The organism is Arthrobacter sp. NtRootA1 (genome assembly GCF_019976975.1).
In the GTDB taxonomy this organism is placed as follows: Bacteria; Actinomycetota; Actinomycetes; order Actinomycetales; family Micrococcaceae; genus Arthrobacter; species Arthrobacter aromaticivorans.
In genome coordinates this window covers 1,303,185-1,318,011 of record NZ_AP024630.1, presented here as the reverse complement: position 1 = coordinate 1,318,011, position 14,827 = coordinate 1,303,185, and the positions used below count along the sequence as shown (strand labels likewise).

General features: G+C 63.0%; 14 protein-coding genes. 5 read left to right on the top strand and 9 right to left on the bottom strand.

The window, feature by feature from the left end:
- The first annotated feature begins 6 nt into the window (after positions 1 to 6).
- A complete protein-coding gene (locus LDN90_RS06205) occupies positions 7 to 1,005 on the top strand; it encodes a zinc-dependent alcohol dehydrogenase family protein (protein WP_223948373.1) in 999 nt (332 codons plus the stop codon).
- Positions 1,006 to 1,113: 108 nt separating this feature from the next.
- Here the strand turns inward: LDN90_RS06205 and LDN90_RS06200 are convergent, their stop codons facing one another.
- The 5 genes from LDN90_RS06200 to mca all read right to left on the bottom strand — a co-directional run bounded on the left by LDN90_RS06200 (position 1,114) and on the right by mca (position 6,981).
- Positions 1,114 to 2,640, bottom strand: coding sequence for a helix-turn-helix domain-containing protein (locus LDN90_RS06200; protein WP_223948372.1), 1,527 nt, complete (start codon positions 2,638 to 2,640; stop codon positions 1,114 to 1,116).
- Positions 2,633 to 3,715: a DUF917 domain-containing protein gene (locus LDN90_RS06195; protein ID WP_216924919.1), complete on the bottom strand. Its 1,083-nt coding sequence runs from the start codon at positions 3,713 to 3,715 to the stop codon at positions 2,633 to 2,635. Before LDN90_RS06195 ends, LDN90_RS06200 begins: the two co-directional genes overlap by 8 nt.
- Positions 3,712 to 4,932 (bottom strand): methylhydantoinase, encoded by a 1,221-nt coding sequence (locus tag LDN90_RS06190; protein WP_223948371.1) that lies wholly within the window; start codon positions 4,930 to 4,932, stop codon positions 3,712 to 3,714. Before LDN90_RS06190 ends, LDN90_RS06195 begins: the two co-directional genes overlap by 4 nt.
- Positions 4,933 to 5,665: 733 nt before the next feature.
- Complete coding sequence (locus LDN90_RS06185; RefSeq protein ID WP_216924916.1) at positions 5,666 to 5,965, bottom strand: hypothetical protein; 300 nt, start codon at positions 5,963 to 5,965, stop codon at positions 5,666 to 5,668.
- Positions 5,966 to 6,075: 110 nt separating this feature from the next.
- On the bottom strand, positions 6,076 to 6,981 hold the full coding sequence (mca, locus tag LDN90_RS06180) for a mycothiol conjugate amidase Mca (RefSeq protein WP_223948370.1): 906 nt from the start codon (positions 6,979 to 6,981) through the stop codon (positions 6,076 to 6,078).
- A gap of 77 nt (positions 6,982 to 7,058) precedes the next feature.
- Here mca and LDN90_RS06175 point away from each other — a divergent pair, with 77 nt between their 5' ends.
- Both LDN90_RS06175 and greA read left to right on the top strand, forming a co-directional pair.
- Positions 7,059 to 7,517, top strand: a complete 459-nt coding sequence (locus LDN90_RS06175; protein WP_223948369.1) for a DUF4307 domain-containing protein — start codon at positions 7,059 to 7,061, stop codon at positions 7,515 to 7,517.
- 151 nt (positions 7,518 to 7,668) lie between these two features.
- Positions 7,669 to 8,163 carry a transcription elongation factor GreA gene (gene greA, locus LDN90_RS06170; RefSeq protein ID WP_216924913.1) on the top strand — a complete coding sequence of 165 codons (495 nt, stop codon included), beginning with the start codon at positions 7,669 to 7,671 and terminating at the stop codon, positions 8,161 to 8,163.
- A gap of 67 nt (positions 8,164 to 8,230) precedes the next feature.
- On the opposite strand, the gene LDN90_RS06165 is transcribed toward greA, so the two are convergent.
- The 4 genes from LDN90_RS06165 to LDN90_RS06150 are packed head-to-tail and all read right to left on the bottom strand — an operon-like array spanning position 8,231 to position 12,405.
- Positions 8,231 to 8,845, bottom strand: coding sequence for a rhomboid family intramembrane serine protease (locus LDN90_RS06165; RefSeq protein ID WP_223948368.1), 615 nt, complete (start codon positions 8,843 to 8,845; stop codon positions 8,231 to 8,233).
- 14 nt (positions 8,846 to 8,859) lie between these two features.
- Complete coding sequence (gene ilvA, locus LDN90_RS06160) at positions 8,860 to 10,098, bottom strand: threonine ammonia-lyase (RefSeq protein ID WP_216924911.1); 1,239 nt, start codon at positions 10,096 to 10,098, stop codon at positions 8,860 to 8,862.
- 3 nt (positions 10,099 to 10,101) lie between these two features.
- Positions 10,102 to 11,382: an AI-2E family transporter gene (locus tag LDN90_RS06155; RefSeq protein WP_223948367.1), complete on the bottom strand. Its 1,281-nt coding sequence runs from the start codon at positions 11,380 to 11,382 to the stop codon at positions 10,102 to 10,104.
- Between the two features lie 57 nt (positions 11,383 to 11,439).
- Entirely contained in the window at positions 11,440 to 12,405 is a 966-nt protein-coding gene (locus LDN90_RS06150; RefSeq protein WP_223948366.1) for an aldose 1-epimerase family protein, read from the bottom strand.
- A gap of 101 nt (positions 12,406 to 12,506) precedes the next feature.
- On the opposite strand from LDN90_RS06150, the gene galT reads away from it, so the two are divergent.
- Both galT and galK read left to right on the top strand, forming a co-directional pair.
- Positions 12,507 to 13,667: a galactose-1-phosphate uridylyltransferase gene (gene galT, locus LDN90_RS06145; RefSeq protein WP_223948365.1), complete on the top strand. Its 1,161-nt coding sequence runs from the start codon at positions 12,507 to 12,509 to the stop codon at positions 13,665 to 13,667.
- Complete coding sequence (galK, locus tag LDN90_RS06140; protein ID WP_223948364.1) at positions 13,664 to 14,824, top strand: galactokinase; 1,161 nt, start codon at positions 13,664 to 13,666, stop codon at positions 14,822 to 14,824. Before galT ends, galK begins: the two co-directional genes overlap by 4 nt.
- The last annotated feature ends 3 nt before the right edge of the window (positions 14,825 to 14,827 follow it).

Sequence of the window (14,827 nt, the reverse complement as noted above, 5' to 3'; positions counted from 1 at the left end):
CCAGAAATGAGCAGGTCGGAATCCGCAGTTGTCTTCCGTGAGATAGGCGGACCTGAAGTCCTGGCCGTCGAAGCTGCTTCTCCACGTAAAGTCTCCGAAAACGATGTCCGCATCAACGTCGCAGCATTCGCACTCAACCGGGCAGATCTCATGTTCATCCACGGGGAGCACTACACCATCCCGGTGTTCCCCTCGCGCATTGGTTCCGAGGCAGTGGGAACCGTCACCGAGATCGGCGAGAACGTCACCACCTTCAACATTGGCGACCGGGTAACGAGCATTCCCTTCTTCACCACAACCGACGGCGTGCAGGGAACAACGGCCGTCCTACCGGCAGACTACCTAACCCACGCTCCATCGGAACTTTCGGATGCCGAGGCCTGCTCTGTTTGGATGCAGTACCTCACTTCTTACTTCGCATTCGCCGAAGTAGCCAATCTCGGACCCAAGGACACAGTGCTCGTCACGGCTGCTGCCAGTTCGGCCGGGCTGCGCGCAATCGAGATCGCACGCGCACTCGGGGCCAAGGTGGTCGCTACTACACGGTCGGAGACGAAGCGATCGCTCCTCCTCGAGGCGGGCGCAAACGAAGTAGCCCTCGTGGGAACCGACGACCTCGGCGAGGTCATCAACCGGACCACCGATGGCAAAGGCGTACGGGTCGCTTTCGATCCTGTCGGAGGTGAGTCCCTCGGCACCTACGTCGATCACCTGGCACCCAATGCCGTCATTTTCGGCTACGGAACGCTGAGCGATCTGCAGCCCGTCATCCCTATGGCCGCAATGTGCAGGACGCAATCGGTTTTCCACCCGTACTCAATGTTCAACCACGTCGGACGGGCCGATGAGCGGCAGCGAGGCGTCGACTTCATCCTTGAGCGGATTAGCTCCGGCGCCCTGCGGCCCAGAGTCGACAGGGTGTTTGCTTTCGACCAAGTGCTTGACGCCTACCGCTACATGGAGTCGAACGAACAGTCAGGCAAGATTGTCGTCGAAGTAGCTTAGCCCTGCCACGCCTGGATCCGGGTCCGGGTCCGTAGAACAGGACACGGACCCGGGTCGGACTCAGGCATGGACCCCGGCGGCACGCACTTCTGACACGACTCATGGGAGTCATTTCTGGTTTTCCATGGGGTCTTCGGAGGTCGTTTCCTCGGGCATGGATCGTCTCAGAACTTTGGCGATGAGGTGGACGGACAGTAACTCGGAGGGGACATCCAGCGGGACGCCGAGTTCCCGTGCCCGGTTAAGGCGGGCCTGCAAGGTGTTCCGGTGCAGGTTAAGGGATTTCGCAGCGAGGCTGACTGAACCGCGATGATCGAGGAAGGCGGCCACCGACGTAATGATCACATCGCGGTCAGGGGAGGCCATCAGCCGTGGGAGTGCCAGTTCGGCCACCAGTGCGACTGCGTCCACGTCCACGAAGGTCGTGGCCGCGACCACCCCGAGGCTCGCGAAGCTTAGAACCGTACCGGGCCCCGCTGACCGGGCGGATTCAGCAGCCAGCCGGGCCTCACGCACAATCAACGCCAGCGCCGGGACATCCTCCTGCCATCGGGACAATCCCGCCACCAGACCAAGCTCGGCAAGAGCTGGCCCCAGACGTGTCCTGATGCGGGTTTCGAGCTGAGTCGAGGCATCCTGATCCCCGGCCGGAACGAGCGTCAGCCAACCGCCTTGAACCTCGGCCAAGGGACTTCGTACTGCGACCTTGCGCCAGAGCAGGCGCAACACGGCCGTCAGCTCGGGCCGATGCTCTTGCACCGGCGCGCTGCGGAACCACAGAGACATGTAGGGCTCCCCTTCGCGCCAGCCCAACTGGTTCAGCAGATGCCGGTGTTTTTCCTCGAACTCCTCGCCTGACGCATCAGGGTCCTGATCCAACGCGGCGATGGCCGCTGTGGGAACAGCCCGAGCGGTGCTGAGTAGGTCCTCCGACAGCCAGGCAGCCTTCACTGCAGGGGTTGCCACCTCAAGGATTGAGCCCACCAACCGCAGGTTGTGGACGCCGGAAGTGGGCACGCGGGCCGTGAGAGTGAAGCGGACGGCGCTATTGGCCCCATCGACTTCCACGGTGATGACTTCATCAGTCTCCCGCGGAGGCATTCCGGCGGAAGTCACCACCACGCCGTCGTACTCCAGCAAAACTCCTGCCCCGTCCAGTTCCCCGGAAATGGTCTTGAGAACATCTCCCAGGGTGGTGTCCTTTGCGATAGTCCGGGCGACCCGGGCCAGTTCCGCATCGACCACCGACAGGGCCGCTCCGATCTCGGCCGCCAATGCCAAGGCAAGCGCTGCAGGGTCCCCGTCAGCGACCAGCACGGTGATTCCCAACCGCTCCGCCAGTCCGACCGCCGCGCTGGCATAGGCGCTGCCGGCCACGACGACGGCGCTGGCCCGCCGCTCCCACGCGTGTCGCAGTGCCGCGGACACCAGCCAGCCCCCTGATCCCATCTCCGTGGAGAGTACTACCACAGTGTTTGGCCGCACCTGCCGGATCGCCTCGAGCTGGGAGACGAGAACAACGCTTTCTATCACCCCGCTGGCTGGGGCGAGATATAGCGGCGTGGTGCCGCGGAGGGAGCCGTGCGCCAACAGCCCGGCGACATCGAGCCGGGTTTCGTTTTGCGATCTACGCATGTCGCCGCCTTGGGTGCCCAATCGGAATGCCGAAGGCCTTTGGCTCGGTGAGATCAAGCCCTGCCTCCGTGTACCACTGCTCCGCTGCCTTGATCTTCACGATGTCCATGACGTCGCCCACCTGGACGTCGTCGATGTTGACCACCGTGCCGTGCTCAGAATTGAGCAGCGTGACCATGTCCGGTACGGCTGCTGTTATCGCACCATCCACCAGGACCAGCAGGATCTCATTCTGAATTTCAAGACGGATGATGCGTCCGGTGGTTTCGTCGTCGAGCGTCAAGCTGGACGGCTGCGCCGGCAGGCCGAGGTCCGCAGGCCGGGAGAGGCTTTCGATGTGGCTCACGCGGGCTCTGGCGATGCGCGTGGCGCCGAGCAACTCGGTGAGCAACAGCAGCTTTCTCTTAACCGGGGTGCTCGCGTCGAGGATTTGACCGATCCGGATCATCCGGCTGATGGAGCCGTGGACACCATGCTCCTTCAGCTGTTGTGCGGAACACGGGTACATGGCGGTGGCTGCCCAGCCGCCGAGTTCAGTCACCAGTGCACGCACCAGCGTTTCGGCCCGCTGCGGGTTTTCGACCTCAACCACCGCCCGCTCCCCGGTTACTCCCATCAGCGCGATAGGGCCGATCGCGACGTTTCCAACGTTCAGCGTTGTTTGGCTGATCAAGGGGAAAACGCGTCCCATGGGATCGGAATCGATGACGGGCAGCGAGGACTGCAGCCCAACCATGAGGGGGACGATTCCGTTGATATTGGCGGCGGCGAGCGAATAGATCGCCCGCACCGACCGGCCGAGATTGGCCTCGATGGCGCGGATGCAGCCGAGGAACTCATCGCCCACGGGAGGCATGTCGGCGATGAAAAGGCCCTGCGTTACCATTCCGACCGCCACCACCAGATCGTCGGGGGCAAGCTCGTCGACGGTAATGAGCTCCAATGACCGGTCCTCCATCGCCCGCTCGATCATTTCTGCGTAGACGTAGATGGCCGTCGGGTCTATGGTGCAGGCCAGGAAGTGGGCCCCGGTGCGGAGGTTCCGGACGTCTTCGATCGTGAGTACGGTGCTCATGGGGTGGCGCCCCGCGCCGCTATGGGCAGCACATGTTCCTCGTTGGCAGACGTTTCTCCTGCCGCTTGGACCCGGATTCGAACGATTCCGGGGTTGCCGTAAGGCATGGCATAGACGTTCGATTCAATGATCTGGGTTTGCCCCGGGCTGGCACCCAACTGGACCGCCGCTGAATGGGCGTCCTCTACGGCGAGGTTCTGTACGCGTTGCAGGTCAGCCCGGCCACTGACAGTCTCGAGCCTGTCGATCCACGCCGTCAACGGCGCCGCGGCTGATCCTACCAGTGCGGCGTCCTGCGCCGCCGGCAGAGTGGGCACCAGCCCGAAAGGCAGCGCAGTCTCCTGCCACTCGCGGAGGTCGGCAATCACGGAGGGGATGTCTGTGCGAACGGGATGATGGACGGTGTATGGCTCGAGAATGGCGGCATTGCTGGCGAGGCCTGCGCCAAAACCTTGGCGGATGAGGCTTCTGGCGGCAGGCAGGCCTCCGCGGGTGTGGCCCACCGTGGCCCCGGACTCCATGCAGAGAATAACTTCCCCCTCGGGGATGCCCGCCAACGTGGCCGCGCCAAGGATTCCCATCGCGGGCTCGGCGCGCAACCCGTGCACAGGCGCCAAGGCCAGCCGCGACAGAGGTGCGCGACCGCCGTCGTTCTTTGCAAACGACAAGAGGGCGTCCGGGAACTGGCGCCGGCCTGCCTCCTCAAGCATGGCAGCCAACTCTTCCCCCGTCTCCATCAGGGCACTGTTGAGGATGGCCGTGTAGTCGCGGTTCCGGAAAACGCTGGAATAGAAGTCACTGGAAATACTGATCCGCATATCTCGGTCATTGCTGAGGGTGGCATCGGCTATACGCGTTTCATGGTCCTTTGACGCCGTGGAGCCGACGGCGGTGATCGCCACGTTCCGTACGTCGGTGGAGAGGATGCCGGGAAGATCGGCCAGGAACCCCTCCAGGTCCAACCGGGCCAGGGGACGTCCCCGCAAGTCGTGGCCCCCGGCAACGTGCACGGTCCGGGTCACAGCCGGCTCAACAAGGGGTGGCAGCACGGTCGCGTGGAAGGCGTCCGCGGGGGGACGGGGAGAAATGCGGATGGCGACGACGTCGGCCAGTTTCCGCTCCCCCAGAACCCGTCCGACGTCGGCGGTGAGCTCCGTGATGGCCGACCCGAACTCCCGGCGGAGTCCGGACAACGACGAGTCCAATGCTTCCGACAAGCTACCGGCGTGCACCTCAGTGGCGGCGGAAACTACGCTCCGCCCGTCCAAGACAACGGTCCGGCAGCTCGTTCCCTGCAGCCGTAACCCTACTCTCATTGTTCAGCTTCCTGTCTGGTGCCTATAGCCGTCGCAGCCCGCGACTGGGACGGGGCACACAACTTCGCCGGCCACCGGCACCGCGTAGAACGGGTACTCAGCTCCTACGAAGATATCGTCAATGGCCCGGAGATCGAAGGGGTCTGCAACCACGCATCGCTTTCACGAGCCGGCGCCGGCTTGTCGATGCTCCTTACCACGTCGGCGAGAAGTTGATCCGTGTGACGCCAGCCATCCGACCGCTGCGGCCGAACCCGGAAGCACAGCGCAGGTCGCGCGGAGCACCATCCGGGACCTCGATGTGCTGTCCTTCAGCGTCCTGTCGGTAGACGATATCCGGCCGCCACGGGCCAGCCAGGTCCACCCGCTCGATCCCGGACGACAGCAGCGTCCTTCGGCGACGGTGGTGGGCCCTTCACCCGAAACAATCCACGGTCGTCAGTTCGCTGCTGAGGGATCGGATCCTCACCTCCGAACCGGTCACCGTGCGTTCACGGATATGGAGCGTCAGCCGTATACGGATCGGGACATCCGGGGTGCCGTAGATAGCCTCTCCGTTCGTTGCCAACCACGACCCGACGGCCTCGAGTAGAACCGGACGTTGGCCTCCCCGGGCCAATTGTTTCCGCGTGGGTCAGCGGCTTCCGGGAGCGGCATCGCCGTTCTCATCCGTGGTGCCGGCGTCGCCGCCCGCACTATCGAGGGTTCCGGCTTCCGCGGCCAGACGCGCCTCCTCCACCTGCGCACGGTACCGGACCCGCCGGATGCGGCGAACCATATCCACGATCAGGAACGTGGAAAGGATCACGACGAAGGCGGTGAGGACGAAACCCCAGGTGCCGGGGGTCACCTGGTCCTCGGACAGGCCAGGCCGCAGCGTCCCGGTGGGGTCGGGCGACGGGCTGACGGTCAGGGCGAGGATCAAGTGGTGCACGTTCAAACCTTCTATGGGAGCTAATGCATGTCGGCTGGCCTCAGCGCGGGCCGGGCAGCCGGATGGCGCGCAGCCCAACTTCTACAAACGATAGAAACTGATGGCAATACTTATCTTATCCCCGCAAAGAGATCCTTTTCGGGCAAGTCCGTAGAGACCGTGGACTTGATCAGCGTGTAGTCCTCCCAAGGCCACGCTGTCCGCTGCAATTCAGGAGAAACAGCGAAGAAGAAGCCCATGGGATCGATCTGTGTCCGGTGCGCCCGGAGAGCGTCATCGCGTGCCTCGAAGAAGTCGCCGCAGTCCACCTGCGTGGTGGTCTGGTGTGCCGGGGCAGGAGGAGTGTGGCCCTCGGCGTCTGCTTCAAGCCACGCTGCGAGCCGTTCAGCATAGGGCGACTGCAGCCCGGCCTCTTCCAACGCAAAGTGCAGTGCACGGAAACGTTCGGGGCTGAAGGCACGGTCGTAGTAGAGCTTGCTGGGCGCCCACGGCTCCCCCGTTCCCGGGTAGCGCGCGGCGTCGCCCGCTGCCTCAAACGCCTCCACGGCAACCTTGTGGGCCATGATGTGGTCCGGGTGCGGGTAGCCACCGTTTTCGTCATAGCTGATGATGACGTGCGGCCTGAAGTCCCGGACCAGGCGGACCAGCGGAGCCGTGGCGCGTTCCAACGGCTGCAAGGCAAAGCATCCCGGCGGAAGCGGTGGAAGGGGATCGCCCTCGGGCAGGCCCGAGTCCACAAAACCAAGCCAGCGCTGCCGAATGCCAAGCACGGCAGCCGCATTGGCCATTTCCAACCGGCGGGCACCTGCCATGTCGCGCTTGGGGTGCGGAGCGTCAACCATGCCAGGGTTCTGGATATCCCCCCTGGATCCATCAGTGCAGGTGGCGACCATGACGTCTACTCCCGCAGCGGCATACATCGCCATGGTCGCTGCACCCTTGCTGGATTCATCGTCCGGATGAGCGTGGACGGCGAGCAGCCGCAGCTGCTGCTCGGAACTGCTGGACGCTGTCACTTGACGGCTCCTCTTTCATGGATGGTGCAAAATCAGGACTGTGCAGGAGGCGCCGGGATCCGCACTAAACTGGATAGGTGACTTCAGAGGACCTATCGGCCAACGAACTACCGGCAAGCAACAGCCTAGCCAATCGCTACGGTGGTCAAAAGCGCGGCTTGACCCGTACATCGAAGCGGAACATCGTCATCGTGGCCCTGGTCCTCGGAATTGTGTTCGCAGCATGGGTGGCAACGTCCTCTGCACAAGCCCCGGTGACCTTCAAAGACATCGGCTACAGCACTGTGGATGGCACGCAAGCCGAGGTGGATTACCAGGTCACCAAGTACCCGGGAGCCACGGCCAAATGCGCCGTAAAGGCCATGGATTCCAAGTTCGCGGTGGTGGGCTGGAAAGTGGTTGAGATCGGCCCCAATGAGCCCAAGGACAGTGCAGATGGCGGCAACACAACAGCCCAACGCACCGTGCTGAGAACCGAGTCGCCCGCCGTAGCCGGGGTGGTGGACAATTGCTGGATCGTGGACAGCGGGAAATAACAATCGTGTGACCCACAACTCAACCAGTTTGGGTTCGTCCAGAGGATTTACTACAATGGATGAAACCTTCACCCCGTTAAGTTGGTTACTGAGTTTCACGAGTGGCCACCTCGGCGGGGTCTTTGCTTTGTCAGATCAAAAGGAGAAATCCGTGTCTACCACCAACAGCGCCACAGCAGCTTGGCTTACCCAGGAAGCTTTCGACCGCTTGAAGGCTGAGCTGGACCACCTTTCCGGCGCTGGCCGGGCGGAAATCGTCCAGAAGATCGAAGCCGCCCGCCAGGAAGGCGACCTCAAGGAAAACGGCGGATACCACGCAGCCAAGGAAGAGCAGGGCAAGATTGAAGCCCGCATCCGTCAGCTCACCGCGCTCCTGCGCGATGCCCAGGTTGGCGAAGCTCCTGCCGATGACGGAATCGTAGAGCCCGGCATGTTGGTTGTTGCCCGCATCGCCGGGGACGAAGAGACGTTCCTGCTCGGCTCCCGCGAGATCGCCGGTGACTCCGACCTCGATGTCTTCAGCGAGAAGTCTCCGCTGGGTGCCGCCATCATCGGCCACAAGGAGGGCGACAAGCTCAGCTACACCGCCCCCAACGGCAAGGAAATTCCGGTGGAGATCGTTTCCGCCAAGCCGTACGTCGCCTAAGCAGCACGAAAAAGCCCGACGCCGGTCCACCCCTTTGCAGGGTGGGCCGGCGTTTTTCGTGCTTGCCTCAGATGATGGTCCGGGATTTCGGACGCAACAGGATGGCCGCGATAATCCCTCCAATGGCCCCGCCCAAGTGGGCCTGCCACGAAATAAAGCCCATGACGGTTGGCAGCACCCCAAAGAGGATGCTGCCGTACGCCATGAAGAGGACCACGGACAGAAGAATCTGCCACCAGCTCCTGTTGAAGAAACCCCTGACCAGCAGGAACGCGAAGAACCCAAACACCAGCCCTGACGCCCCCACCGTGATTCCTCCCCCACCAATAAGCCACACCGTCAGGCCCGAACCCAACCAGCTGAAGGCCAGTGCCGTGAGGAACACCCTGATGCCTGCCAGGAAAACCAGGAAGCCGAAGATGATCAGGGGCAGGGTGTTGGACAGCAAATGGTTGAGGTTCGCATGGAGCAGTGGAAACGTCAGGATGTCCAGGACGCCATCCAGGCTCCGTGACCGCAGCCCAAAAGTAGCGTTGAGGCCATGCCTCATCAGCGTGTTCAGGAACTCGATGACGTACAGCAGGATCACGAAGCCGCCCATGAACAGCAGGCCGCCCTTGGCTCGGCCCGCGAGTGTCTCCTTGGCCTCGGCCTTGGATCCGTCAGGCGTTTCGAGCACCATATCTGCGGCTCCCGTCAGTGCACCACGATCGGCTGGAAGCCTTCGGCCCTCAACGCGCCGAGGACCTGCTCGCCGTGTTCGTGGCCCTTCGTTTCCAGGTTGATGGTGATGGAGACATCGCCCATGCTGATGGAACCACCCAGGCGTGTGTGGTCCAGGCCCGTGACGTTGGCGTCGTTTTCGGCAATGATGCGGGCGATCGTCGCCAGTGAGCCTGGGCGGTCGTCCAGCATCATTCGAACCGTCATGAACCGGCCCGCAGCCGAGAGGCCGCGTTGGATGACCTTGAGCATCAGCATCGGATCGATGTTGCCACCGGAAAGCACGACGGCGGTGTTCCCCGGGTTTTCGATTTTGCCATCCATCAGCGCGGCTACTCCCACCGCGCCTGCCGGCTCCACGACCATCTTGGCCCGTTCCAGAAGGAAGATCAGGGCCCGGGCAAGGGAATCCTCGCTCACAGTCACGACATCGTCCACGAGCTCGCGGATGATGCTGAAAGGAAGCTGCCCTGGTCGGCCTACGGCGATGCCATCAGCCATGGTCGAAACCTTTTTGAGCGGTACCAGGGCGTCCGCAGCGAGGGACGGAGGATAGGCGGCCGCGTTTTCCGCCTGCACCCCGATGACCCGAATCTCGCGTCCGAGCTCTTTGGCCTTAGCCTTGATGGCCACTGCGACGCCTGCAAGAAGTCCGCCGCCGCCGACGCCCATGAGAATGGTGTCCACGTTGGGGATCTGCTCCAGGATCTCCAGTCCGATGGTGCCCTGGCCGGCGACGACGTCCACGTTGTCAAAGGGGTGCACAAAGACTGCGCCTGTTTCGTTGGCATAGCGCTGGGCTTCGGCCAATGCCTCATCCACGTTGTGGCCGTGAAGGATGACTTCGGCACCATGGCTGCGTGTTGCTGCAAGCTTGGGAAGCGCGACACCGAGCGGCATATAGATGCGCGCGTTGATGCCAAGGCTCTTTGCGGCTACGGCTACGCCTTGTGCGTGGTTGCCTGCGGAGGCAGCTACCACGCCCCGCTTCTTCTCGGCCTCATTCAGGCGCGCCATCCGCACGTACGCACCGCGGACCTTGAATGATCCCGCCCGCTGCAGGTTCTCGCATTTAAAGAAGACGTTGCCGCCCACGAGGCTCCCCAGCGCACGGGACGACTCCACCGGAGTCTTGGTAATAATGCCCTCGAGCAACTCCTGCGCCTTGAGGACATCGTCCAGCGTGACGGGCAGGGTATCGAGGGTATTCACTGACTATTCTCCTTTGTTGGTGTCAACTGCAGGCTCCTGGACGGAGGTGTTATCTGCGGCCTTGGTCTTGCCGGCAGCGCTGCTGCCGCTGCGGGATCCGGCTCCCGGAAGGTGGACTTCCTTGAAGTTGGAGTCGCTATCAGTTTCCGACGATGCGGCTCCAGGCTGCAGCTCTGCCGCGCCCAATCCTTCATCATGTTCCCACGTCCGGCCGGCAATGTAGCGAACCGCCGTGTTTACTACGGCGAGCAGTGGCACTGCGAAGAGCGCTCCGGGAATGCCTGCGAGATAGGATCCGGCTGCTACCGAAAGGATTACTGCGACGGGATGGAGGGCCACAGCCTTACCCATGACCAGCGGCTGCAGGATATGGCTTTCAAGCTGCTGGACAAGCAGGACGATGGCCAACATAATCAGGGCGTTCACGGGTCCGTTCGCCACAAGGGCCAGCAGGACGGCTATCGCACCAGTAACCAGCGCACCCACCACCGGAATGAACGAACCGATGAACACCAGGACCGCCAGAGGAAGCGCGAGGGGGACCTGGATGATGGCCGCACCAACGCCGATGCCCACGGCGTCGACAAATGCAACGAACATCTGGATCCGTACGTAGCTGACCATGGACGTCCAGCCACGGCGTCCGGCACCATCGGCAGCCCTGCGTGCCCTCTTGGGCAGAAGCCGGACCAGGAAGCCCCAAATCCGGCTGCCTTCCAACAGGAAGAAGATCAGGATAAAGAGGGCAAGGACCAAGCCGGCCGCGAAGTGACCGGCGGTACTGCCAAAGGACAGGGCGCCGCTGAGGATGGTGCTGCTGTTGTTCTGCAGGGCGGTGACGGCGTCAGAGACGTACTGGTCAATCTGGTCAGCCGTCAGGTGCAGGGGCCCGGCTGCCAGCCAGTCCTGGATCTGCTGGATGCCTGTCAGGGCCTCCGTCCACAGCTCGCTGAATCCTGAGACAAGCTGCCTGCCTACCAGGGCAAGGGCGCCTCCGATGACTCCAATGAAAGCCAGCACCGTGATTGCCACGGCCGCCCCGTTGGGCACATTCCGCTTGCGTAGCCAGATCACTACCGGGTAGAGGAGTCCGGCCAGGAGGGCGGCGACCATGACCGGAATGATGAGGAAACTGACCTTGCCGAGCAGCCATACCAGGGCGCCGATCATCAACAGGATCAGGCCCATTCGCCACGACCACGCGGCCGCAATGCGCACCCCATAGGGAATGTCTTGGGCGATTTGTTGGTCAGAACGTGATTTGGCGTCCGGTGTTGGCGTCATGAACCCATAATTCCGCAGGCCGCCCCGTATGGGAAACCGGCCCGCCGCGCACATAGCCTAGATGGAGGCGGTAATCCCCCACGTCATGGTCAACGTCTCCCCTGGCGCAAGCCAGCGCAGACCATCTCCGCTGTTAAACGCGTTGGCTGGACCGGTCATGGGCTCAATGGCGACTACTTTTGATCGGCCTGGGAACGTGTCCGTGACGAACACGTGGACATACTGGCAGTTCTGGTCCTGCACGAGTGACACGCTCCGTCCATCCGGCGCAGTCAGCGTATGGCGGGCCACGCCGCCGTCGAACGTCAGGTCCGTCAAGGCGACGTCAATGTCCAAGCTGCCCACCGCCCGACCCGCGGAAAGGTCAAAGTCTCCCTCCACCGCAGCGGTGCTGCGGGGAATCAATCGCTCGTCCGCTACCAGGCGGGTGGCTGCCTTGACGGTCAGGACCAAGTCTTCGACGGCTACCTCACCAAGCCGAAGATAGGGGTGGGCACCCAGGACGACGGGGGCGTCCATCTGGGAATCGTTGACCATCGTCTGTGAGACACGAAGGTCCAGGTTTTCGTCGAGCTCATACCGAACGATGTGCCGGACAAGGAAAGGGTAGCCATGCTGGGGGAAGACGGTTGCTTCCAGCGTCACTGAGAACTCAGACTCGTCCACCAGGGTGTAGCCCGCGTTGCGGAGGAGTCCGTGGCTGGCGTTGTTGCGTGAGACCTCGGTGATATCGAGCTGCTGTTTCTTGCCGTTGAGGTACCAGGCGCCATCCTCCACCCGGTTGGCCCACGGGGCTAGCATGATTCCCGTGGCGCCTGGCGGAATCTCTGCGTCACCGTAACTTTCGGTAAGTTGGACGCCTCCGCGGGAGTACAGCCGAAGACCTGCAGCAAGCTCGGTCACGACGGCGAGCGCATCGTCCCGCCGAAGTTCGAATTGGCGGCCGGTGGCGAAGCGGCGGGGTGCTGCTTCGCCCGGGTTTTGGGCGGCTGGCAAGGATGCAGGGGGCGGAGACGCAGGCATGGCAATACCGTACTGCATGCCTGCCTTTCCCCAAGCAGTAGCCAATGTTAGCTTTTGTTTGAAACTATGCGTTTTTGATTGCTTTGTGGAATGATGGACCCATGAGCCGTATGACCAGCACCCGCCTCGCCGACAACCGTGAGTTGATCTACTTTGACGACCCCGGAACTCCTGAGCGCACCCCGGAATCGCTGGTGGATCACCGCGAGCTTCCAGCAAGGGGCGAGCCTGGCGAGGTCAGGTACGACGCCCTGTCCGGCGAATGGGTAGCAGTGGCCGCCCATCGGCAAAGCCGCACCCACCTCCCCCCGGCCCACCAATGCCCCATTTGCCCCACCACTGCCGATAACCCATCCGAGATCCCCGCGCCGGATTACGACGTCGTGGTTTTCGAAAACCGGTTCCCCTCGCTGGGACCGGTACTGGGCGACATTCCGGAGATCCCAGGTCATGGATTCGCCGGCCACGGCGTCACCGGACCTGCCTACGGCCGCTGCGAAGTTGTGGCCTTCACGCCGCGGCACACAGGGTCCTTCGCCGAACTGGGAGAGACCCGCGCCCGCACCGTCATCGAGGCTTGGGCACAACGCACAGAAGCACTCAGCGCCCTGCCCGGCATCAAGCAGGTCTTCCCGTTCGAGAACCGCGGCGCCGATATCGGAGTCACCCTCCACCACCCCCACGGCCAGATTTACGCGTATCCCTACGTCACGCCCCGGGCCGCCGCCCTGGGCGCGGTAGCCCGCAAATACTACGACGACGTCGACGCGAAAGAAACGCTGGGTGCGTCCCTACTCAAGGCAGAACGCGAGGATGGCAGCCGTATGGTTCTCGAAGCCAAGCATTTCAGCGCCTACGTGCCCTTCGCCGCCCGCTGGCCTCTGGAAATCCATCTGGTCCCCCACCGCAGCATCCCCGACCTCGCTGCCCTGACGGGCGAAGAACGCGACGAGCTCTCCCACGTCTACCTGGACCTGCTGAAGCGGCTTGATGCCCTCTACCCCACCCCCATGCCGTACATTTCGGCCTGGCACCAGGCACCACTGGACCCGGTCCTGCGCCCGGCCGGCCAGTTGCACCTCCAGCTGACCTCACCACGCCGCGCTGCCGATAAGCTCAAGTACCTCGCAGGCTCTGAAGCAGCCATGGGCGCGTTCATCAATGACACCACCCCGGAAGCCGTGGCGGAGCGACTCCGCGACGTCGCTGCAGCCACCAACACCACACGTTTGGCCGACACCCTGGAAGGCACCCGAGCATGACCACCACCACTGACACCAGCGTGCTTTCTGCCCGCTTCCAGGAAACCTTTGGTTCAGTTCCGGACGGCGTGTGGCAGGCACCGGGACGCGTCAACCTGATCGGCGAACACACGGATTACAACGAGGGCTTCGTCCTGCCATTCGCCATCGATAAGACCGCCAAGGTGGCAATTCGCCTCCGCGGGGACTCCACCGTGCGGTTGTTGTCCTTGTTTGGCGGTCACGGCTTGGTAGAGGCGGACCTTTCCGGCATGGAACCAGGATCCGGCGAAGGCTGGTCACGCTATCCACTGGGCGTTGCCTGGGCCTTGAAAGAGCGTGGCATTGACGTTCCCGGTTTTGACCTGCTGCTCGATTCGGACGTTCCGCTGGGTGCCGGGCTCTCGTCCTCCCACGCGATCGAATGTGCCGTTATTTCCGCCCTCAATGACCTCACCGGGGCAGGTTTAGGCGCGGAGGATCTGGTGCTCGCCACCCAGCGTGCTGAAAACGTGTTCGTCGGCGCCCCCACCGGCATCATGGACCAATCCGCTTCACTGCGCGGAGCGAAGGGCCATGCTGTGTTCCTGGATTGCCGGGACCAGCACGTTGACCTGGTCCCCTTCGACGCCGAGGCATCTGGCCTGATCCTGTTGGTCATCGACACAAAGGTGTCGCATTCACATGCCGACGGCGGTTACGCCTCCAGGCGCGCTTCCTGCGAGTTGGGTGCCGAAATTCTCGGCGTCAAAGCACTGCGCGACGTCGGCGTGGATTCCTTGGAGGAAGCTGCTGGCCTACTGGATGAGACAACCCTTCGCAGGGTCCGGCACGTGGTCACCGAAAACGACCGAGTACTCCAGACCGTGGAAATCCTCAACAGCGAAGGCCCGGCCAGTATTGGCCCACTGTTGGACGCCAGCCACGTGTCCATGCGCGACGACTTCGAGATCTCCTGCCCCGAGCTCGACCTCGCCGTGGAGACAGCCAGGGCCAACGGCGCGATCGGAGCCCGCATGACCGGGGGCGGTTTCGGCGGCTCTGCCATCGCCCTGACTCCGGTCGGCCAAGAGCAACAGGTGCGTGACGCCGTCGTGCGTGCGTTCGCTGAAGCCGCTTTCACTGCACCGGACATCTTTACCGTGACTCCAGCTGCAGGTGCCCTTCGCTTGGCCTGACCT

What these genes read in the sequence shown, in the direction of transcription:
- LDN90_RS06205 (WP_223948373.1), top strand. Translation starts at nt 7, where the DNA reads ATGAGCAGGTCGGAATCCGCAGTTGTCTTCCGTGAGATAGGCGGACCT.
- LDN90_RS06200 (WP_223948372.1), bottom strand. Translation starts at nt 2,640, where the DNA reads ATGCGTAGATCGCAAAACGAAACCCGGCTCGATGTCGCCGGGCTGTTG.
- LDN90_RS06195 (WP_216924919.1), bottom strand. Translation starts at nt 3,715, where the DNA reads ATGAGCACCGTACTCACGATCGAAGACGTCCGGAACCTCCGCACCGGG.
- LDN90_RS06165 (WP_223948368.1), bottom strand. Translation starts at nt 8,845, where the DNA reads ATGGTGCTCGAAACGCCTGACGGATCCAAGGCCGAGGCCAAGGAGACA.
- LDN90_RS06155 (WP_223948367.1), bottom strand. Translation starts at nt 11,382, where the DNA reads ATGACGCCAACACCGGACGCCAAATCACGTTCTGACCAACAAATCGCC.
- LDN90_RS06150 (WP_223948366.1), bottom strand. Translation starts at nt 12,405, where the DNA reads ATGCCTGCGTCTCCGCCCCCTGCATCCTTGCCAGCCGCCCAAAACCCG.
- galT (WP_223948365.1), top strand. Translation starts at nt 12,507, where the DNA reads ATGAGCCGTATGACCAGCACCCGCCTCGCCGACAACCGTGAGTTGATC.
- galK (WP_223948364.1), top strand. Translation starts at nt 13,664, where the DNA reads ATGACCACCACCACTGACACCAGCGTGCTTTCTGCCCGCTTCCAGGAA.